21 protein-coding genes are annotated in these 21,268 nt (G+C 31.3%); 19 read left to right on the top strand and 2 right to left on the bottom strand.

The window, feature by feature from the left end; translation table 11 throughout:
• The 18 genes from KSU54_RS05240 to KSU54_RS05155 all read left to right on the top strand — a co-directional run bounded on the left by KSU54_RS05240 (position 1) and on the right by KSU54_RS05155 (position 17,488).
• Positions 1 to 879, top strand: coding sequence for an aldose 1-epimerase family protein (locus KSU54_RS05240; protein ID WP_003538252.1), 879 nt, complete (start codon positions 1 to 3; stop codon positions 877 to 879).
• A gap of 38 nt (positions 880 to 917) precedes the next feature.
• Complete coding sequence (locus KSU54_RS05235) at positions 918 to 1,091, top strand: sporulation protein Cse60 (protein WP_003538253.1); 174 nt, start codon at positions 918 to 920, stop codon at positions 1,089 to 1,091.
• Between the two features lie 68 nt (positions 1,092 to 1,159).
• Positions 1,160 to 1,309, top strand: coding sequence for a DUF1540 domain-containing protein (locus KSU54_RS05230; protein WP_003538256.1), 150 nt, complete (start codon positions 1,160 to 1,162; stop codon positions 1,307 to 1,309).
• A 143-nt stretch (positions 1,310 to 1,452) separates the two neighbouring features.
• Complete coding sequence (locus KSU54_RS05225) at positions 1,453 to 1,944, top strand: hypothetical protein (protein ID WP_003538258.1); 492 nt, start codon at positions 1,453 to 1,455, stop codon at positions 1,942 to 1,944.
• Entirely contained in the window at positions 1,928 to 2,647 is a 720-nt protein-coding gene (locus KSU54_RS05220) for a pseudouridine synthase (protein ID WP_008791749.1), read from the top strand. The genes KSU54_RS05225 and KSU54_RS05220 overlap by 17 nt, the downstream gene beginning before the upstream one ends.
• A 32-nt stretch (positions 2,648 to 2,679) precedes the next feature.
• Positions 2,680 to 3,333: a tRNA (guanosine(46)-N7)-methyltransferase TrmB gene (gene trmB, locus KSU54_RS05215; protein WP_003538263.1), complete on the top strand. Its 654-nt coding sequence runs from the start codon at positions 2,680 to 2,682 to the stop codon at positions 3,331 to 3,333.
• Positions 3,326 to 3,646 (top strand): thioredoxin family protein, encoded by a 321-nt coding sequence (locus KSU54_RS05210; protein ID WP_009009120.1) that lies wholly within the window; start codon positions 3,326 to 3,328, stop codon positions 3,644 to 3,646. The genes trmB and KSU54_RS05210 overlap by 8 nt, the downstream gene beginning before the upstream one ends.
• An 11-nt stretch (positions 3,647 to 3,657) precedes the next feature.
• The gene (gene ytpR / locus KSU54_RS05205; protein ID WP_003538266.1) at positions 3,658 to 4,257 is read left to right on the top strand and encodes a YtpR family tRNA-binding protein; all 600 of its coding nucleotides are present in this window, start codon (positions 3,658 to 3,660) and stop codon (positions 4,255 to 4,257) included.
• Between the two features lie 17 nt (positions 4,258 to 4,274).
• The gene (locus KSU54_RS05200) at positions 4,275 to 4,943 is read left to right on the top strand and encodes a hypothetical protein (protein ID WP_117791796.1); all 669 of its coding nucleotides are present in this window, start codon (positions 4,275 to 4,277) and stop codon (positions 4,941 to 4,943) included.
• Positions 4,944 to 4,945: 2 nt separating this feature from the next.
• Positions 4,946 to 5,281: a holo-ACP synthase gene (acpS, locus tag KSU54_RS05195; RefSeq protein ID WP_003538269.1), complete on the top strand. Its 336-nt coding sequence runs from the start codon at positions 4,946 to 4,948 to the stop codon at positions 5,279 to 5,281.
• 289 nt (positions 5,282 to 5,570) lie between these two features.
• Positions 5,571 to 7,835, top strand: coding sequence for a bifunctional diguanylate cyclase/phosphodiesterase (locus tag KSU54_RS05190; RefSeq protein WP_117791795.1), 2,265 nt, complete (start codon positions 5,571 to 5,573; stop codon positions 7,833 to 7,835).
• Between the two features lie 20 nt (positions 7,836 to 7,855).
• Positions 7,856 to 9,937 carry a sensor domain-containing diguanylate cyclase gene (locus tag KSU54_RS05185; RefSeq protein WP_003538274.1) on the top strand — a complete coding sequence of 694 codons (2,082 nt, stop codon included), beginning with the start codon at positions 7,856 to 7,858 and terminating at the stop codon, positions 9,935 to 9,937.
• Positions 9,938 to 10,499: 562 nt separating this feature from the next.
• Positions 10,500 to 10,835: a single-stranded DNA-binding protein gene (locus KSU54_RS05180; RefSeq protein WP_003538275.1), complete on the top strand. Its 336-nt coding sequence runs from the start codon at positions 10,500 to 10,502 to the stop codon at positions 10,833 to 10,835.
• Positions 10,836 to 10,895: 60 nt separating this feature from the next.
• Positions 10,896 to 12,704 carry a translation elongation factor 4 gene (gene lepA / locus KSU54_RS05175; protein ID WP_008791747.1) on the top strand — a complete coding sequence of 603 codons (1,809 nt, stop codon included), beginning with the start codon at positions 10,896 to 10,898 and terminating at the stop codon, positions 12,702 to 12,704.
• Positions 12,705 to 12,793: 89 nt separating this feature from the next.
• Entirely contained in the window at positions 12,794 to 14,194 is a 1,401-nt protein-coding gene (locus KSU54_RS05170; RefSeq protein ID WP_008791746.1) for a glycoside hydrolase family 1 protein, read from the top strand.
• A gap of 306 nt (positions 14,195 to 14,500) precedes the next feature.
• Positions 14,501 to 16,612, top strand: a complete 2,112-nt coding sequence (locus KSU54_RS05165; RefSeq protein ID WP_003538278.1) for a peptidoglycan D,D-transpeptidase FtsI family protein — start codon at positions 14,501 to 14,503, stop codon at positions 16,610 to 16,612.
• A gap of 72 nt (positions 16,613 to 16,684) precedes the next feature.
• Positions 16,685 to 16,834, top strand: coding sequence for a 50S ribosomal protein L33 (gene rpmG, locus KSU54_RS05160; RefSeq protein WP_008791745.1), 150 nt, complete (start codon positions 16,685 to 16,687; stop codon positions 16,832 to 16,834).
• A 36-nt stretch (positions 16,835 to 16,870) separates the two neighbouring features.
• Positions 16,871 to 17,488 carry an MBL fold metallo-hydrolase gene (locus KSU54_RS05155; RefSeq protein WP_003538280.1) on the top strand — a complete coding sequence of 206 codons (618 nt, stop codon included), beginning with the start codon at positions 16,871 to 16,873 and terminating at the stop codon, positions 17,486 to 17,488.
• A gap of 38 nt (positions 17,489 to 17,526) precedes the next feature.
• Here the strand turns inward: KSU54_RS05155 and KSU54_RS19405 are convergent, their stop codons facing one another.
• Both KSU54_RS19405 and KSU54_RS05145 read right to left on the bottom strand, forming a co-directional pair.
• Entirely contained in the window at positions 17,527 to 17,703 is a 177-nt protein-coding gene (locus tag KSU54_RS19405) for an IS3 family transposase (RefSeq protein WP_147360195.1), read from the bottom strand.
• 80 nt (positions 17,704 to 17,783) lie between these two features.
• The gene (locus KSU54_RS05145; RefSeq protein WP_009300662.1) at positions 17,784 to 18,161 is read right to left on the bottom strand and encodes a DDE-type integrase/transposase/recombinase; all 378 of its coding nucleotides are present in this window, start codon (positions 18,159 to 18,161) and stop codon (positions 17,784 to 17,786) included.
• 403 nt (positions 18,162 to 18,564) lie between these two features.
• On the opposite strand from KSU54_RS05145, the gene KSU54_RS05140 reads away from it, so the two are divergent.
• Positions 18,565 to 21,258 (top strand): alpha/beta hydrolase, encoded by a 2,694-nt coding sequence (locus KSU54_RS05140; RefSeq protein ID WP_226814550.1) that lies wholly within the window; start codon positions 18,565 to 18,567, stop codon positions 21,256 to 21,258.
• Positions 21,259 to 21,268: the final 10 nt, after the last annotated feature.

Below are 21,268 nucleotides of genomic sequence, written 5' to 3'. Positions count from 1 at the left end.
ATGATTACATTAAAGAATGAAGTTTTAGAGGTTACTCTAGCTAATAAAGGTGCAGAAATTATTAAAATTGTTGGGCAGGATGATCAAATTAATTATATGTGGCGTCGTGATCCAATTCAATGGGCGAATAGTGCTCCAATCCTATTTCCTATTGTAGGTGCGCTACAAAATAATGAGTGTCGAATTGATGGTAAAACTTATACTATGACTCAACATGGTTTTTCACGTCATAGTGAATATGAGGCTAATCAAATTAATGATCAAGAAGTAGTTTTTACACTTATTTCAAATGAGGAAATAGCTAAACAATATCCATATTTATTTAAGTTAGATGTAACTTATAAATTGGATAAGAATGTACTTAGCTGTAATTGTAAAGTTACTAATACCGATAGTCAGACTATTTATTTCCAAATTGGTGGTCATCCTGCATTTGCTTGTCCTTTTATGGAAAATGAATCAAGTAATGATTACTATTTAGAATTTAGTGAGAATGAGACTGTTAATCAAAAAATTATTGATGTTGAACATAAAGGAATGTCAGATATAACATTACCGTTTTTAGATAACGAAAAGAGATTTTTTGTTCGTCAGCAATTATTTGATAATGATGCAATTGTTTTAAAGGACGTGAAATCAAAAACATTATCATTGAAGTCATTAAATCACAATAAATCTTTAGTATTCCATATGGAAGGTTTTAATCACTTAGGTATTTGGGCAGCTAAACATGTGGGTGGACTAATTGCCATTGAACCTTGGGTAGGTCATAGTGATTATGTTGGTTTCACTGGGGAATTTAAGGATAAAGAGGGTGTAGTTAGTCTAAATCCTAGTGAGATTTTTGAATGTACTTTTAAAGTTGAAATCAACCAATAATGACAAAAAAGGAATAAGATAAATTTTATAATTATCTTATGAAAGTAAAAATTATTGAAAAAACACACGAGTTAGATTTAGAAGATGAAATTAATGATTTTTTGGAAAAGAAAAATCCTAAAATTTTATCGCTGCATTATCAAGTGGCAATGACTTTTTCAAGTGAATTAGAATATAGTTTTAGCTGTTTGATTGAGTACGAGGATAAATAATCATATTTATCCTTTTCTTTTCGCATACTTTTAGTATTTTAGTTAAAACTATTTATGGAGGTGATTCCATGGCTAAAGGTGTATGTTGTCACGTTGATACTTGTGTTTACAATCATGATTGTAATTGTGAGGCAAAAGAAATTACAGTTTGTAATTGTAAATGTCACGAAGCGAAAGATATTCAAGAAACAGCTTGTGAAACTTTTAAATGTAAATAGAAAGTTTAATATGACATCACAAAAGATAAGAAGTAACTTTTGTGATGTCTTTTGTTATAAGTATGAGCTTTACAAAAAGACATTTATATGTTTTATTTTTTGTATACATATAAAAACGTGATATAATAAAAAAGGTGATAAAAATGAAAAAAATTGCTTTGATTCTAATTTGTTGCCTAGTTTTAATAGGGTGCAAAAATAAAGACAATAACGATAATAAATTTTATCGACAATATAAAGAATATGAAAATAAAATAGATAATCATAATGAATTTTTGAATGCTACAAATGAATTTAATATACGTTTAGTAGTCAATAAAGTTGAAGATAAAAAATATCGGTATGATGTTATTATTGACACACCGACAATAAATATGTATCATTTACAAGCAATAGCAAAAGTTGCTGGTGATGATAATGAAAGTCTACCAACCTTAGGAATTCTTGAGGAAGATATTTTTTCATTAGTTCCTGAAGTAGTAGATAAAGCCAATGGAATTTATAAGGGTGTAAATCTATCTGGTATTACTAGTAAAAGTGAATTTAGTGTATTGGTTTATTTGACTTTTTCAACAGATAAACAATCTAATAACAAAGAAGAAAGGTATATTAAACTATATGGTAATGCGACTTGATAAATTGCTTGCAAACTATGGGATTGGTACTAGAAAAGAAGTAAAATCACTGATTCGAAAAGGTTTTGTAAAAGTAAATGGAATGATTATAAAGAAAGATGATTTTAAAGTTGATCATGAAATTGATGAAATAGTATTTGATGATGAGTTGATTGAATACCGGCCATATGTCTATATAATGCTGAATAAGCCAGCGGGATATATTAGTGCAACTAAAGACAATCTTCATCCTACAGTATTAGAACTGATTGAGGGCTATGAAAATTATGATTTATTTCCTGTCGGCCGCTTGGATTTAGATACAGAAGGACTATTGTTAATTACTAATGATGGTGATTTTAGTCATAAATTATTAGCCCCTAGTCGAAATCATTCAAAAATATATTTTGCAAATATTGCGGGAGTTATGGATGAACAAGATATTCAGGCATTTAAAGATGGGATTATTTTAAATACTGGCTATCACTGTAAACCTGCCAACCTAGAAATTATTAATAAAAACAATGATAGTTGTGATGTTAGAATTGAAATATTTGAAGGAAAGTTTCATCAAGTAAAAAAGATGGTTGAGGTTTGTGGTAAAGAGGTAATATATTTAAAACGCTTATCGATCCGCAATCTTGAACTGGATAGGAGTTTAGCATTGGGTGATTTTCGAGAATTATCTAATGAGGAATTAGTCGACTTGATGGAGGATTTATGATAGAATATTTTTATATGTAAAGGGGAGTAATAATGCGTTTAAGAAATAATCCAAAAGCATATGATATTATGAAAGAAAATAAATCTTTTGTAATATTGGAGCCGGAAAATTGTAAAAATAAATGGAAAGATATTTTTGGAAATAATCATCCAATATATATTGAAATCGGGATGGGTAAAGGTGATTTTATTTATGAAAATGCTCGTCAATTTCCAGAAATAAATTTTGTTGGTATTGAAAAATACCCAAGTGTTTTAGCAGCAGCAATAAATAAGATAAATGCTCGTGAAGAAAAAGTAAATAATTTGCGTTTAATGCATTACGATGCAATTGAATTGCATCAAGTATTTGAAAAAGATGAAGTTGATAAAATATTCTTGAATTTTAGTGATCCTTGGCCTAAAAGTAAGCATGCTAAAAGACGACTTACATCAAGTAAATTTTTAGATGTATACAAGGATATTTTAATAGATGAAGGAAATATTGAATTTAAAAGTGATAATCGTGGACTGTTCGAATATTCGATTATTTCTTTAAACCAATATCCAATGGATATAGAGTACATTAGTTTAGATTTGCATAACAGTCCTGAAAGTGAAATCAATATTATGACTGAGTATGAGCGGAAATTTTGTGAGAAAGGGCCAATTTATAAATTGGTAGCAAGGTATCGTAAAAATGGATAAATTAGTAGAAATTAAAACAATCGAAGAATTTGACAATATTCGTGTAGGTAAAACGATTATAATGTTTACAGCAGACTGGTGTCCTGACTGTATGTTTGTAAAACCGTTCATTGGCGATATTGTTGATGCCAATCCTGAATACAAGTTTTATATGATTAATCGTGACAATATGATTGATTTGTGTAAGGATCAGGATATTTTAGGTATTCCTTCTTTTGTAGCTTATAACGATAAAGAAGAAAGTGGACGCTTTGTAAGTAAGTTACGTAAGACTAAAGAAGAAATACAGGCGTTTATTGATACGTTAAAATAAGAGGTATAGGAATGATATTTCATGGATTTTATAATTTAAAACATGTTGGTGATATTTTATTAGCACGATGTGGAGAAGGTAGGACCTTTGATTATGATAAATATGATGATTTAGTCGTATTGAAAGATAGTAAAAATAGGATACTTGGTTTTAATTTGTTGAATGCTAGTAATTATTTGGGAGAATTAAATACTGGACTAGTTAATTTTTCAGATAATCAAATTGAAAAATTTAATGAACTTTTAACAACTCACGGACTTGATCCGGTTGTCTTAGACAAAGAACCTCGTTTTATTGTTGGTGAAGTAACTGCAATGGAAGAACATCCAGATTCTGACCACTTACATATTTGTCAGGTTGATTTAAAGAATACTACTACACAAATTGTATGTGGTGCCCCTAATGTTGAAGTTGGGCAAAGAGTGGTAGTAGCTACTATTGGCGCAGTTATGCCTAGTGGATTGGTTATTAAACCTTCAAAACTACGTAAAATTGATTCTAACGGGATGATTTGTTCAGCAAGAGAGTTAGGACTGCCTAATGCTCCCCAAATTAGAGGTATATTAGTTTTAGATAAAGATAAATATAGTATTGGAGATTCATTTTTCTAGAAAAGGGGGAAACAGTGATGTTTAGAGGCTTATTTAAAAAGCATGAAGAAGATGAAGATATTTTTGAAGTGGATCCTGTCGTTGAACAGCGACGTAAGGAAAAATTTAGCACGCCATTAATATATGATGAAGAATTTAAAGAGGAGCCAGAAGTGACTGTAACGCCTACCCCAAAGACTAAAGAAAAAACTAAGGTTGTTGAGGCAAAGCCTAAGGTAGAAGAAAAACCTCGTCAAATTTATCAAATGAGTGAAGTTATTTCACCAATGATGGGAATTACAAAAGGAAAAAATGATAAAAAAGCTGTAAAGCCAATAACTTCTTCAAAACCTAAAAAACGTAAAAATGTTGATCAATTAGTTCCTGTAATTAGTCCTTTTTTTGGAAATTATGAGGAAAAGGAACAAGTTGAATCAGAAGCAAAACTGACAACTATTAATGATGAACCTAAAGAAAAAAAAGTTATTGAAGATTTGCCTACAGTAGAAGATAATTTACGTAATATAGCTAAAATTGTGGAAGAAGAACAGGATCAGCTTAAAATTATTGAGGAGCGAACTGGTGAGTTCAAATTAGATTTTGGTACTAACGATGTTGAAAAACAAAACTCTTTGATTGATGAAATTGATGATGATATGTCATTGGATGAATTAATGAGTTTGTATGAAAAGAAGTTTAAAGACTAACAATGATAAGTGGTATTGGTTGTGATATTGTTGATCTAAATCGGCTGAATTTAGATAATGAATGTTTTGTTTTAAAACTATTAACAAAAAATGAATTTTTAATTTTTAAAAATAAAAATTCTTTAAAACAAAAAAAAGAATTTTTGGGTGGACGTTTTGCTGCCAAAGAAGCTTTTTTTAAGGCTCATGGGATTGAACATGGCATGCTGTCTTTTCATGATATTGAGATATTAAATGATAAAAACGGCAAGCCAAAAATTAATTATCCTAATACTTTTATTTCAATCGCTCATGAAAATGATTATGCAATTGCATATGTTGTTGTAGAAGAAGGCTAAATTGCCTTCTTTTTCAGTATATATTGGTAAATTTATTAGATAATTATAGATTAGAGCAATAATAAGATATTTGTAAAATTAGTTTTGAAGATTTTATAAAATTATTATATAGTTGGTATATGATTCTTTTATGAGTTACTTGTAATTGGGCAATAATTATATACAAGATACAATAAAAATATTGCAATATTAAACGAGGTATATTTTTATTTTCAACAGTTGTTATAATTTCATTTTTTGGTATAATAACATACGTAAAATTTCAAGTTTGTGATAGGAAGCGAAAATCATGTATGAAGATAAAGTTAAGAAAAGTCTTAGAAAAATAATTATTTTTGCAGTCATTATTGGGATATTTTTAGCATCAATTGGAGCTGGATTTTTCTATGTGATAAGAACAGCTTTTGATCGTTCAACCGATGAAAGAATGATTGAAGAAACAGATAATTATAAAAAGAGATTAGATAAACAAATTAATAATAATTTTCAAATGTTAAATACCGTCGCAAGCATTATTGGAAATTCTAATTTGGATGAGTCTGCTGATTTTGATTCCATTTTGGAAAGGGCATATATTGAAAATGATTTCTTGACAGTTGCTTTTTTTTACAATGATGAAATGGGAACACTATCTACAGGTGATCATATTATTTCTAGTGATATTCATTTATCGTCGCTACAGCCTGAAGTACAAGAAGTTGTTCGTAAAGCTTTGCGGGGAAAGGAAAATGTTTCAGAACCATTCTATGGTGATTTTTCCGAAGAAGAGGTTTTTACTTTTGGCGTTCCAGTATATCGAAATAAACAAATTGTTGGAGCTATGATTGCTAGTAGTGTTGTTGATATATTTTCAGAAATTATAGATGGCGAAAAGGTCTTAAATGGGAGTGCTTATATCCATTTATTGGATGTGAATGGGAAATTTTTGATTCGTTCCTCACATGCAGTTGTTAAAGAAAAAAAGACTGATATATTTAAAGAACCGTATTTGTCTGGAGATGAATTAACAAAAATTAAAAAAAGTATGAAAAATTCTGAAATAGTCCGTTTTACATTTACCTATGAAGGAAAAGAGTATCATTCAATTTTAGAACCGCTTGATGTTAATGAATGGTATTTGTTTTGTATTAACTCTGTTCAAAATAGTAATAGTGGGATTTACTCGGTTGCTTATGCAGTAGCTTGTTTCTTTGTCATTATAGTGTTACTAGTAGGTTATCTTTTAATTTATGGTTATCGGACAATGAAAAAGAATAACCAGCAATTAATGGATTTTGCATATTTAGATCGTCTAACAGGAATTTATAATTTGAATCGTTTTGGGGAATTGGCACACCAGCATATTGAAGAACATTCTGAATATGCAATTGCTGCACTAAATGTACGTAAATTTAAATTTATAAATGAGATTTTTGGAAAAGAACAAGCAGATAGGTTACTGTGCTACATTGGAAGAATTTTAAATGATAATATCAAAGATGGTGAACTTGTCTGTCGTGATAGTGCTGATGTTTTTTATATGTTTTTATTAGAGACTGAAAAAAACATTCTTGAAGTTCGTCTTAAAGAAATTTTAGAAAAAATCAGAACGTCATCGAATGATTCTAATAGTAATTATAGAATTACTATGAGTTGTGGTATTGCAACAGCTACAGACAAGCAGGAACTACAAGTGTCAATGACACATGCAATGTTTGCTTTAGAAATATCGAAAAATAGTTTTAAAATACCGCTGTGGTTTTTCGATGCGGCTTTACATGAGCAAGAAAAAATGAATGACTATATCGAAAGGCATATGTACGAAGCCATAGAAAACGGTGAGTTTAAATTGTATTTACAGCCAAAAATAGATTTAAAAACTAATTCTCTTGCTAGTGCTGAAGCCTTGGTACGTTGGATAAGAAACGATGGGACTACAATTTTTCCCTCACAATTTATCCCAATTTTTGAACAGAATGGATTTTGTGTTAATTTAGATATGTATATGGTTGAAAAGGTTTGCCAATTGCTTCGCCAATGGATTGACGAAGGATATCAAGCTATTCCGATTGCAATTAATCAATCAAAATTAGTACTTTATGAAATTGGATACGTAAAGAATCTTTGTGGAATATTAGATAGATATAATATTCCAGCATCATTAATTACTTTAGAAATTCTGGAAGAAATTGCAATCGAAAATGTAGATGACTTAAATAAAAAATTAACAGAATTAAGAGATATTGGTTTTAAAATATCTATGGATGACTTTGGAACAGGATATTCTTCATTAAATACTTTAGGAAAATTAAATATTGATGAATTAAAACTGGATCGTAGCTTTTTAGTTGAGATAAAGGATACTAGAAATCAAAATGCACGTTTAATAATGGAGGAAATTGTTCAACTATCTAAGAAACTTTCTATCTTTTCTGTTATTGAAGGAGTAGAAACAAGTGAAGATGATTTATTGGTTAAAGAAATTGGTTGTGATTATGGACAGGGATACTATTATAGTCGTCCTATTGATTCAAATGATTTTACAAGCAAGATGCTAAATAAGTTTAATAAATAATTTTAATTGGGAGAATTTTAATGGAAAATTTATTAATAGATAATATGCTGGAAAATGCTAAAATTGGAATTTGGGTTATTGAATTGTCTCATAATAAAAAGAATGACCCTAAAATGTTTGGTAATACTCATATGAAATTACTGTTAGGAGTAGCGGATTCTTATTCGCCGGAGGAAGTTTATCAATTTTGGGTAGAACGAATACATCCAGCTTATGTTTCTTATGTAGAGGAAGCAGTTGAACGTTTAATAAGTGGGAATAAGGCAGAAGTCGAATATCCTTGGAAACATCCTGAAAATGGCTGGATGTATATACGATGTGGCGGGTATCTCAATACTAATTTTACACAATGTTATCGATTGGAAGGGTATCATCAAGATATTAGTAATTTAATTTTCCGTTTCGAACCATTCTCATTTGATTATCAAATTCAAGATCAACTTTTATTTAAAGAATATTCACGCTATTATATGGATATATACGATGAATTATGTGAAATTGATCCGGTTACGAATACGATGGAGATTGTTTTTCAACGAAAAGATAAATATTTATCCATATTTTCGGGAATTAATTTTTTTGAATTTATAAAAAAATATATTTATTCTATGGATCATCTTATCATTTGTGAAACTTATAATGAATTATCTTCAGCAAAAAAACAAAAAGTGACGATTGATGTTCGTATTCATAATAGTAATGATGGGTATTCATGGATACGGCTTGTTTTTGTACTAGCACAAATGAACTATAGTCCTAAAGTTTTAATGGGAATTATGGACATTCAAGAACAAAAACGAAATATGGAGTTTTTTATTGATAGTGATGCAATACTCTCAACGATTATCGAGGAAAATGCTTATATTTTTGATATAGATATAATGACACAAAACATATCTGCTATTAAAGGTGAAAATTTATCAATTCATGATATGTCTTATAACAAATTTTTATCTTTATTTATGCAGAGATGCAGTGATATTTCTGAATTAGAATATCTTAATAGTTTTTTATCATTTAACCATTTAAAAGAACTTGTTTTTCAAAAAAAGAATGCACATATCGATATCCGTGAAAAAACAGAGCATTTTCTTTATGGCTGGTATCGGATCCATTTAATGGTTCCTAAAGCATTAGAAGACCGTATTTTAATTCTAATTAAAAAAATCGATAAAGACGATGTATTTCAAACGGTAATTACAAAATATGTACAAAAGAATTTTGAATCGCTCTGTTATATTGATTGCGATAGTGGCAAATATTTACAATTTGTTACTGAAGGAATGAAGGAACTAATTTTTAATGAAAATGAATTTGATTATAAAGATGCCTTAGATACATTTATTGAAAGTCAGGTGGTTATAGAAGATCGCAAAGTAGCTCAAACTAAAATGAATCTCGATTATATTTTTTTAACTTTGCAAAAAGATGGCGACTATTTTTGTAATATACGAATTTTGGATAGTTGTGGAGAATTTCACCAAAAAACAATACACTATTATATTTATGATGAAGATACAAAAATCATATTAATGATGGTTGCAGATACCACAGAACAATATTTATTAAATCAAAGTGAAAAAGAGCAAATAGAAAGATTAAAGCTAAAAGCAAATACAGATGAGTTAACTGGACTATATAATCGATATTATTGTAAAACACATATTAATGAATATTTACAAGAAGTACCTCAAGGACAGCAGGCGGTTTTTTTATTAATTGATCTAGATAATTTTAAAAATCTTAACGATTCTTTAGGACATTTAGCTGGTGATCAAGCATTAGTTGATGTAGCAAATGTTTTGAAAAATTCATTTTGTGATGATGCTATTATTTCACGTTTTGGAGGAGATGAATTTGTGGTTTTTGTAAAAAACATTCAAGACATCAAGCTTTTTAATCGTTTAATATCCAGACTTCTTCAACAATTAGATTTGTATTATCAAAGTGAAAAGGATCAGATAAACATCCAAGCTTCTATTGGAATAGCACTAGCACCTATTGATGGTAGAGATATGAATACTTTATATTTAAAAGCAGATAAAGCGTTGTATCAAGCAAAAGAAGGCGGAAAAAATAGATACAAGTATTACAATAATTAGTTTTGTTTAGATAAGATGTTAACTAAATATTTAGCCCAATTTAATATTAATTGAACTCTAGCAAAATAAATTGGAATTCTAAAGATAAAGTATGTACAAGCAAGATGAGTTAAGGTACTATAATGGAGCATAATCAAAAATATATTTATTTCTGTGTTTAAGAAAGTATAAGAAAATATCTTTTTTATATTGTCCTCATTATGATGGGGTGGGAATAATAAAAAATGAATCTTAATTTGGGAATATTAAACTCTATTTTTATAGAGTTTTTTTTGTTATTGGAGGTATTGAAAAATATTATATAAAAATAAATATAGTAGTTATTTTGGGCGAAACAGGGATAAGATGGACTTTTTTTGCAAAATATGTATATTTTTTTCGACAATTTTTTATAGACTGATATAGTCTATTTAAGCATATCTGTTAACTTTTGCTACACATCTGAAAGAAAAAGTTTCACCAGTGACCCATTTTGACAATGTCGTTAATTATGGTTAATTTTACAGTGTTGTAATCTTTTTATAATTATGCCTATAATTTTGTCATAAAGGAGGGGTAAATAATGTTAAATACTGTAGCATTAGTAGGGAGATTAGTAGATATCCCGGAAATGAAAACAACGATTGGAGGTGTAAAAGTAGCAAATGCAACTATTCAAATCGAACAAGGTTTTAAAAATAGTCTTGGTGCATTTGAAAATGATTACATTGTTGTAAGTTTATGGCGCGGTATCGCTGAAATGATTATTGATTGTGCAAGACCAGGATGCATGATTGCAGTTAAAGGAAGACTGCATTCGAGAACATTAGAATGTGCCGAGTCAAAACAAATTACTTCAATTGAAGTAATTGCAGAACGAGTTTCTTTATTAGATAAATATTTCAAAAACTATGATTAAATATCATTTGAGTTTAACCGGCTTATTTGTTATAATGATTTAACGAAAGTGGGTGAAAAAATGACTATTGATCAAAGTAAAATTAGAAATTTTTCAATTATCGCACATATCGATCATGGTAAAAGCACCCTAGCAGATCGAATTTTGCAAATAACTGGAGCTGTCGCAGATCGTGAAATGAAGGCACAGTTACTCGATAGTATGGATTTAGAGCGAGAAAGAGGAATTACCATCAAATTAAACGCAGTTCAACTGAATTATACTGCTAAAGATGGTCAAACATATTTGTTACATTTAATTGATACACCAGGTCATGTCGACTTTACTTATGAGGTATCGAGATCGTTGGCTGCTTGTGAAGGTGCAATATTAGTTGTTGATTCAGTGCAGGGAGTTGAAGCACAAACGTTGGCAAATGTGTATTTGGCTCTAGATAATAATTTAGAAATATTGCCAGTTATTAATAAAATCGATTTGCCAAGTGCTGACCCGCAACGAGTTATACGTGAAGTTGAAGAAGTTATTGGTTTGCCGGCAGATCATGCACCGTTGATTTCAGCAAAGAGCGGTTTAAATGTTGAAGAAGTTCTTGAAAAAGTTGTACAGGAATTTCCTGCTCCTAGTGGAGATGTGAATAATCCAACACAAGCTTTGATTTTTGATTCTTATTATGATAGTTATCGCGGAGTAATTGTATTTGTTAGGGTTAAAGAAGGAACTATTAACGTTGGAGATCATGTGAAGTTTATGGCAACAGGAGCAACATATGAAGTAACTGAATTAGGTGTAAGAACTCCTCGTGAAGTAAAAAAAGAACAGTTAGTGGTAGGTGAAGTAGGCTGGTTTGCCGCTTCAATAAAATCCATCCAGGATATTCATGTGGGGGATACTGTAACTACAGTTGAAAATGAGTCTAATATTCAATTACCCGGATACCGCCAATTAAATCCGATGGTATATTGTGGTTTATATCCTGTTGATAACGCTCGTTATAAAGATTTACGGGAAGCGTTAGAAAAAATGAAATTAAGTGATTCATCATTAATGTTTGATCCAGAAACCTCACAAGCATTAGGATTTGGATTTAGATGTGGTTTTTTAGGCTTGTTGCATATGGATGTTATTCAAGAACGTTTAGAAAGAGAATTTGATCTTGATTTAATTGCAACGGCACCATCAGTTATTTATCATTGCTATTTGACAGATCGTAGTGAAGTAATCGTTGATAATCCAGCGATGATGCCTGAGCCGCAAGTAATTGATCATATTGAAGAACCTTATGTTAAAGCTTCTATTATGACTCCAAACGAATACGTAGGGGTTATCATGGAATTATGTCAATCTAAACGTGGAGAATATCAGGATATTGAATATATTGATGATACTCGACGTAATGTAATTTATGAAATTCCTTTATCTGAAATTGTATATGATTTTTTTGACAAATTAAAATCAGGTACTAAAGGCTATGCATCTCTTGATTATGAATTGATTGGCTATCGTACTAGCAAACTTCAAAAAATGGATATTTTATTGAACGGAGAAGTCGTTGATGCACTTTCAACAATTGTGCATAAGGATTTTGCATATGGACGAGGAAAAATTATCTGTGAAAAATTAAAAGAAATTATTCCAAAACAAATGTTTGAAGTGCCAATTCAAGCAGCACTACAAGGGAAAATAATTGCCCGTACTACAATTAAGGCGATGCGTAAAAATGTATTGGCAAAATGTTATGGCGGCGATATTTCTCGTAAAAAGAAATTACTAGAGAAACAAAAAGAAGGTAAAAAACGAATGAAGGCAGTTGGAAATGTTGAAATTCCACAAGAGGCATTCATGGCGATATTATCTGTTGACGATGAGTAGGATAAATTATCTATCCTACTTATTTTTTTGTTGTAAATAGTCTTGATAGCCATTACAATATAAATATATACGAATAAAGGAGAATGAAAATGACAATCAAATTACCAGACAATTTTTTCTTTGGGGCGGCTTTATCTGGTCCGCAAACTGAAGGTGCTTATAACGTTGGTGGTCGCCTAAGATCATACTGGGACATGTGGTCTGACCAGGAAATCAATGCTTTTCATAACAATGTTGGCTCATATGTCGGAAATGATATGTATCACCGTTATGAAGAAGACATAAAACTGTTCAAATCAATGAACTTTAAATCTTTTAGAACATCAATGCAGTGGACTAGACTGCTTGATCAGGATGGAAATATTAATCCAGAAGGAGCTGCATGGTATCATAAACTGATCGATTGTGCCAATGAAAACGGAATCGATATCTTTATGAACATGTATCATTTCGATATGCCTGAATACTTATATAAACGTGGTGGTTGGGCTAATCGTGAAGTTGTTGAAGCTTATGCAAATTTTGTTAAAAAGGCAATGGAGGAATTTGGTGGCAAAGTTAAATATTGGTTTACATTCAATGAGCCAATCGTTGAACCAGAACAGCAATATTTGCATGGGGTTTGGTTTCCCTATGAAAAGAACATTAAACGTTCATTGGATGTCCAATATAATATCACATTAGCACACTGTCTAGCAGTAATGAACTTTAGAGAACTGCAGGCTAGAGGGAAAATGGTTGAAGGAGCGAAGATAGGGATGATCAACTGCTTTGCACCACCATATACAAAAGAAGATCCAAGTCCAGAGGATCTGGAAGCAGTAAGAATGACAGACGGGTTGCATAACCGCTGGTGGTTAGATGTAGTAGCACACGGACATCTGCCAAAGGATGTAATTGATACAGTAGAAAATGAATGGAAGATCAAAATGAATCGTCGCCCTGGAGATGAAGCAATCTTAGCTGGAGGAAAAGTAGATTGGTTGGGATTTAATTATTACCAGCCGACAAGAATTCAGGCACCAGATCAGAAATTTGATGAAAATGGATTGCCATGTATAGCGAAACCATATATCTGGCCAGAGAGAAGAATGAACGAACACCGTGGCTGGGAGATTTATCCGAAAGGAATCTATGATTTTGGGATGAAGATTAAAAATGAATGTCCGGATCTGCCTTATTTCATATCAGAAAATGGAATGGGGGTAGAAGGAGAAGAAAAATATATGGATGAAAATGGATCGGTACAGGATGATTATCGAATAGAATTTGTAAGGGATCATCTGGAATGGATTGCAAAAGCAATAGAAGATGGATCAAACTGTTTAGGATATCATTACTGGGGAGTAATAGACAACTGGTCATGGGCAAATGCTTTTAAAAATCGTTACGGATTCATTCGTGTAGCATTAGATCAGGGATACAAGAGAATTGAAAAGAAGAGTGCTAACTGGATAAGAGAAGTAGCGAAGAATAATGAATTCGAGTAGGAAGTGAGTAATCACTTCCTTTATTTTTTATTAATAATATTTTAATGTACTATCTAATTATTATAGTTTATAATTAATAACGAATAGGATGATATCTCTAATTGTTGTATTAATATTTTTTATTATTAGGAAATTAGTAACATGTTTTGTCTTTAATCAATGATATTTTAATTTTTAAAACCTATTTTGTCATAAAATATTTTAATAAAATTATGGCAGTTATTTTTACTTTGTGGTAAATTTTGTTTTTAATTTACTTACAAGTAAATTTGTTTTATAATGAACAAATGATAAGGAGGCGTAGAAATGGCATTTAATTTTCGAAATAAAATACCTAAGGTACGTTTTTATGGGGCGTCAGAACAAGAACGTGAACAAAAAAATTTACAAGATAACATTGTTAGTCGGCGATTAATCGGACTACTTTGTTTTGTTATTGCTGTTACTTCCGTAATGGCAATACGTTTAGGAATTATACAATTTAAACAGGCTGATGAATTGGCAGTAAAGCTGGAACAATATGGTACTACTACATATACGAGTGATGCTCCTAGAGGAGAAATTGTTGACCGTGAATATGTAAAATTAGTGGAAAATACAAGTGTAATTTGTGCAACATATTATGCACCTAAAAAAATTGATAATGATGTTTTAAAAGAATCAGCTGCTTTTTTAGCAAAAAATATCAATATTGATGTAAATGATAAAAAAATCATTTCTGATCGAGCAAAAAAGGATTATTTTATTTTAGCTTTTAAAGATGTTGCTGACGGATTGATTAGCGATAAAGAAAAAGAAGAAATCAAAGCTCAAGAAAATGCAGACAAAAGATTATATAGTCTTAAATTAGAGAGAATTACTGATGAATTAATTAGTCAATATATGGATGAAGCAACATTAAAATATACTCACTTTTTATACTTGATGCAAAATTGTACGAGTGGTTCGTCAATTTTGGCTGAAGGTTTAACTGATGAGGAGGCTAGTATTATTGGTGAAAATGCAGATATCTTACCCGGGGTGACAGTTACAACAGATTGGGCACGTCAATATTCAAATTCAACAGAGTTTGCTTCAGTTTTAGGCAAAGTGACGACTAAAAAACAAGGGTTACCTGTAGAATTAAAAAATGAATTATTAGCATTGGGATACCAAAATGATTCTAGAGTAGGAACTTCGGGCTTAGAGGAGCAGTATGAAGATATTTTACGAGGGAATGATAGTACCTATACCTTAAATTATGATAGCTCAGGAAACCCAATAATAACAAGTACTAAAGCAGGAACTGCAGGTTCAAATATTCGTATTTCAATTGATTGGGAACTTCAACAATTAGCTAATCAAAAAATCGAAGAGGAATTAAAAGCTTGTAATAGCAGTAATAAATATTTTAATAAAATGTTTTTTATTCTAATGGATCCATATACGGGTGAAATTATTGTAATGGCCGGCAAAACAATCGATAAAGCAACTGGTGAAGTTAGTGATTATGCTTCAGGGAATTACCTAGATGCAAATAAAATCGGTTCAACAATTAAGGGAGGTTCAATTTATACTGGTTTCAAAGAAGGAGTAATTGGACCAAACACTTATTTTGTTGATGAGCCAATCAAAATTAAAGGAACAAAAGCTAAAAAGTCTTGGAAATCCTTTGGAACTATTAATGAAGTTGATGCTCTGGCTTATTCATCAAATGTTTATATGTTTAGGATAGCAATGCTTTTAGGTGGGGCAAATTATGTTTATGATGGGCCGTTGAAAATAAATGAAGAAGCTTTTGATACTTTAAGAAATGATTTAGGTGAGTTAGGGTTAGGAGTTAAAACAGGATTAGATGTTTCAAATGAAGCATTAGGATATCGAGGAAAACAACGTACAGGTGGGTTGTTATTAGATGCAATGATTGGTCAGTATGATACTTACACAAATATTCAATTAGCACAATACGCATGTACATTGGCTAATGGCGGGAAAAGAATCCAGCCCCACTTACTTTTAGACTCATATACTACTGATGAGGATGGAGAAATACAAGTTAATTATGAGGCAAATACAAATGTATTAGATGATGTTAGTAATCAAGCGACGGCGTTTAGCCAAATTAAACAAGGAATGAGAGCTTGTGTTACCCGAACTGAAGGAACTGCACATTCTTGGAATTCAAAACCATATGTAACTTATGCTAAAACCGGAACAGCAGAAGATTATACAACTGATGATGGTAAGACTGGAACAACCGATTATCCTAATCATTTACAAATAGGTTATGTGCAAACAACGGAGGATTCTAGACCAGAAGTTGCTTTTGCTTGTATGAGTTATCGACAAACTACTGCAACAAGCGGATCTAGTTCTGCTCCGATCGTTGCTCAAGCAGTAATTGATCGTTACTGGGAGAAGTATCACTCAACAAATTAAAAAAAGTGCTAGTAATTATTTAAATACTATGATAATATATTAGACGGAAGTTTACTAATGGAGGTGTAACTAATGAGAGAAAATATCATTTATAAATGTACTGAATGTGGTGAAGAAAACTATATCAACACAAAAAATAAAAGAAATCATCCAGATAGAATGGAAATCAACAAATACTGTCCAAGATGTAATAAAAAAACTGTACATAAAGAAAAGAAATAAGCCTTATTGGCTTTTTTTCTTTATAGGAGGAAGAAGATGAAAATAAAAACATTACTGCTAGGTAATATGCAAACTAATGGCTATGTGGTAAGTGATGAGAATCATCATTGCTTAATCATTGATCCTGGAGCTAATGGTAAGAAAGTTGTGCATTATTTGACGGAAAATGAACTAGTTCCAGAAGCTGTTTTATTAACTCATGGACATTTCGATCATATTGGTGCGGTTGACTATTTATACGAACATTACCACTGTCCTATCTATCTTCATCAAGACGATTTAGAAATGCTAGATAATCCTCAGTTAAATTTATCAGTGTATGAAAATCCTTTTACTGTTAAAGCACCAGTTCAGTCAAGCCATGAGGAGATGAAGTTTGGGGATTTTGATGTACAATGGCTACATTTACCAGGACATTGTCCAGGATCGTCAATGATTTATTTAAAAGATGAAAATATAATTTTTTCTGGAGATGTATTGTTTAAAGGGTCAATTGGACGCTTTGATTTTCCAAATTCATCAAAGTATGAAACAATCGAAAGCATAAATAAAATAAAGGAATATGATTTTGATGCTGTTATTTATCCTGGTCATGGACCAAACTCTACGTTAAGTGAAGAACGCCTAAATAATCCATATTTAAAAAAGTCGTAATTTTTATAGTGAACTGCCTTTGTTGGACAAAAAATAATTTAAATTAATTGTAAGGCTTGATTCCTAATTTGTATAGGGGTTAAGCCTTTTCTTTTTACTGTAATTATAGAATTATTATGGTATTCGATATAATCTATCATAGCTTGTTTTAACTCTTCTAATGATTTGAATGTATCTTCAAATCCATAAAACATTTCATTCTTCATTTTTTCCAAGAAGTTTTCTATTAGTAAATTATCCTGACCGTTCCCTTTCGAGACTTTGATTAAGTAATTCCTTTTTCTTTTAATTTATTTTAATATGAGAAATGTTGGTACTGCCATCCTTGATTACTATGGAAAAATTTAGAGAAAGCCATATCTAACATTCGGTATGTTTGAAATAGACTTGGTGTAGTTGATATATCGTATCCTACGATTTTTCTACTATGCATATCTAAAATTGGAGATAAATATAATTTACTCATAGCTGTTTTAAAATCAGAAACATCAGTTGTCCATTTTTGATTAACCGATGTAGTTTTAAGGTTTCTATTAAAATATGTTTTTCTAATATACTTATTCTCTCGTTTATCAAGAAGTAAGTTCTTACAAGTTCCATTCATTTCCCCCTTATAAGAGTTATAACGTTGCTTAGGAGTAGGATTAAGTGCATATAAACCCATATGTGACATAGTACCACTATTCTTTGTTTATTCGTAAGTTTGGACATATAAAAAGTGAACCGAATAGGTTGGACAACTTATTCGGTTCGCTATAATTTTTTACGATTTTTTTAATAATTCAATTATTGCAGTATTTTACAATAATGCGAGTTGATCGCTGTGAGTTTATTTTAGGAAAGAATCCCATGGTTGAAATAATAAAAAATGAGTCATGATATAATTATCTTAGTGTAAATATATTGCAACTTGACATTCTACTAGCTTATATAATTAATGAATATATTAACTTTTCTGCCTGCATGCTCTTTCAAATTATAGAACCTGCTTGCAAAAAATGAAAGCAGCTTGCATAAAGGAATGTGGCGTTCTTATTCCTTCTTCGGATAGAATGTTAGTGAAAGGAAGGGATAACATGAATAAAAAGAATTTGTTATTGTCAGTGGCATTATCAGGAACTATGCTAATGTCCAATGGTATTACCGCATTAACGGCTCAAAATGCTGTATATAGTCCGGGCGTAACGGTAGAGAAAAATACTAATCCAGACTGGGATGCCGATTATACCGCAACCTTTGTTTATGAAGACAAAGATGCACGTGACGCAGAAAGAGTAACAGTTTCAGGTAATTTTCAGTTTTACTCATTAAATGATCCGGTTGTTAAAAATTATGAAAAAACAGCTGATCCTACCGGAGCCAAGGTTTACAGTGCTTATGACTATGATAAGGATAACGCAATGTTCAATGTAAGCGGCGGACAAAATAACGATACACCCATTTATGAACTGGAGGAAACAGGAGACGAAAGATTCGAGATTACACTGCCGTTACCGGGCAATCAGTATTTTTATGATTATACAGTAGAGTATAGTGACGGTTCAAAAGTTACGATTCAGGATCCGGTAAATCCATCAAAGAAAAACAGCTTAACTGATCATGATTCGGGACACAGTGTTTTCTATGTTGGAAACAGTGAAAATACAACAGCAGGACAGGAGTATATTTATCCAAGAGCTGACGGTCAAACAGGGAAATATGAATTTATTGAATACAAGGATGCACATAACACAGATGAAGAAACACAGTCATTAGGTGTTTATCTACCATACAACTATGATCCTTCAAAAACATATAAAACGATTTATGTATCACATGGCGGTGGCGGAAATGAAGCCGAATGGATGGAAATTGGTTCATTGCCAAATATTATGGATAATATCCTTGCGGAAAAAGAAGCAGCAGAAAGTGTTGTTGTAACAATGGATAACAGTCACTTTGGATGGGATTATGATTTAATTGCGAAAAATTTCAAAGAAAATATCATTCCGCTGATTGAAGAGAGATACAGCGTATCTACGAAAGTGGAGGACAGAGCGCTGTGTGGTCTATCAATGGGAGCATTGACAACAGGGACAATCATGTTCAGTTATACAGACATGTTTGGAGCGTATGGAAATTTTTCAGGGACAGCAGATCCACTGATTTGTAAAGACTGGGAGTTATTAAAAACAAAGACAGTATATCTAACTGGCGGGAATCTAGATATGGCTATTCAGGCGACGCAGGAATCTGGAGATTCAGCATTTAACAGAGGGAAGACAGTAAGAGCACATGAATATTTAGAAGAGCTGGGAGTAGAGCATTTTTATGATTTAAAATACGGTTCACATGACTGGGGCGTATGGAGAGATGCATTTACAACATTTGTTAAAGATATTTTATGGGGTTATGAATATCCTGGAGAATCTACTTATCAAGCCGGTGTGACAGTAGAAGAAAACATTAATCCAGCATATGATGGTGATTATATAACAACTTTTGTATACGAAGATCAAGATATCAAGGATGCGGTCAAGGTAACTGTTTCAGGAAATTTACAATTCTATTCTAAAGATGATGAAGCGGTTAAAAACTATACTCAGACTTTAGATTTTTCACAAGCAAAAGTATATAATGCTTACGAGTATAAAGATGGAATGTTTAATACTGGCTATGGGTTAAATAATGATACTGCCATTTATGAATTGACAGAGACAAAAGATGAACGTTTTGAAATTACTTTACCATTACCAGGGAATCTTTACTACTATGACTATACAGTTACTTATGCTGACGGCACTACAGTAACAATTCAAGATCCAGCAAATCCGTCACTAAAAAATGACTACAATAATCATGATGCTGGCCACAGTTTGGTGTATGTTGGTTCTTCAAAGAATACTATTGATGGACAAGAATATGTTTATGCTAGAGATGATAATCAAAAAGGAACATATTCATTCGTAAATTATGATGCGATTGATGGAACAAAACAACCATTAGGTATATATCTACCATATAACTATGATGCTACTAAAAGCTATAAAACTATTTATGTATCACACGGTGGCGGTGGTAATGAAGTTGAATGGATGACAATTGGTGCGGTTCCAAATATAATGAATAATTTATTAGCTGATAAAGAAGTAGCTGAAGCAATTGTTGTAACAATGGATAATACATATTTTGGTTGGGACTACGATCAAATTAAAAATAACTTAATGAATCATATTATTCCATTTATTGAAGCTAACTATAGTGTTTCAACTATCAGCAATGATCGTGCATTCTGTGGATTATCTATGGGTGGTCTTACAACAACGTCTATTTATACGACCTTAGCAGATAAATTTGGATATTTAGGAATTTGGTCAGCAACTGATCCAAATACTGATATATCAGCAATAAAAAATGCGGACAAACCAACATTATTATTAGCAGCTGGTATTGTTGATTATGGTAAAGTTGGATTTACAGGAAATAAAGATTTTGCAGGATTATTAGCAAATCTAGATGAAGCAGGCATTAAATATGATTATATTGAAACTTATGGTGCTCATGACTGGGGAACATGGCGTAGTCTGTTTACAACATTTGTAAAAGACTATTTATGGGATATTAAAGAAGTAAAGGATGAGCCAACAGTAAATCCTGGAGATACGACAAAACCGGTTGTAAGTGTAAAAACTGGTGATAATGTTGATATAAATGGACTGTTACTCATTTCTGGACTATCATTATTAGGTATTTCTATTCAATACTATTGTAAGGCTCATAGAGGACATTAAAAGACTATAT

The sequence above is a fragment of the Erysipelatoclostridium sp. MSK.23.31 genome (assembly GCF_019125875.1).
In the GTDB taxonomy this organism is placed as follows: Bacteria; Bacillota_I; Bacilli_A; order Erysipelotrichales; family Coprobacillaceae; genus Thomasclavelia; species Thomasclavelia ramosa.
The sequence above is the reverse complement of the archived record's forward strand: the minus strand, read 5'-3'. Positions and strand labels throughout refer to the sequence as shown.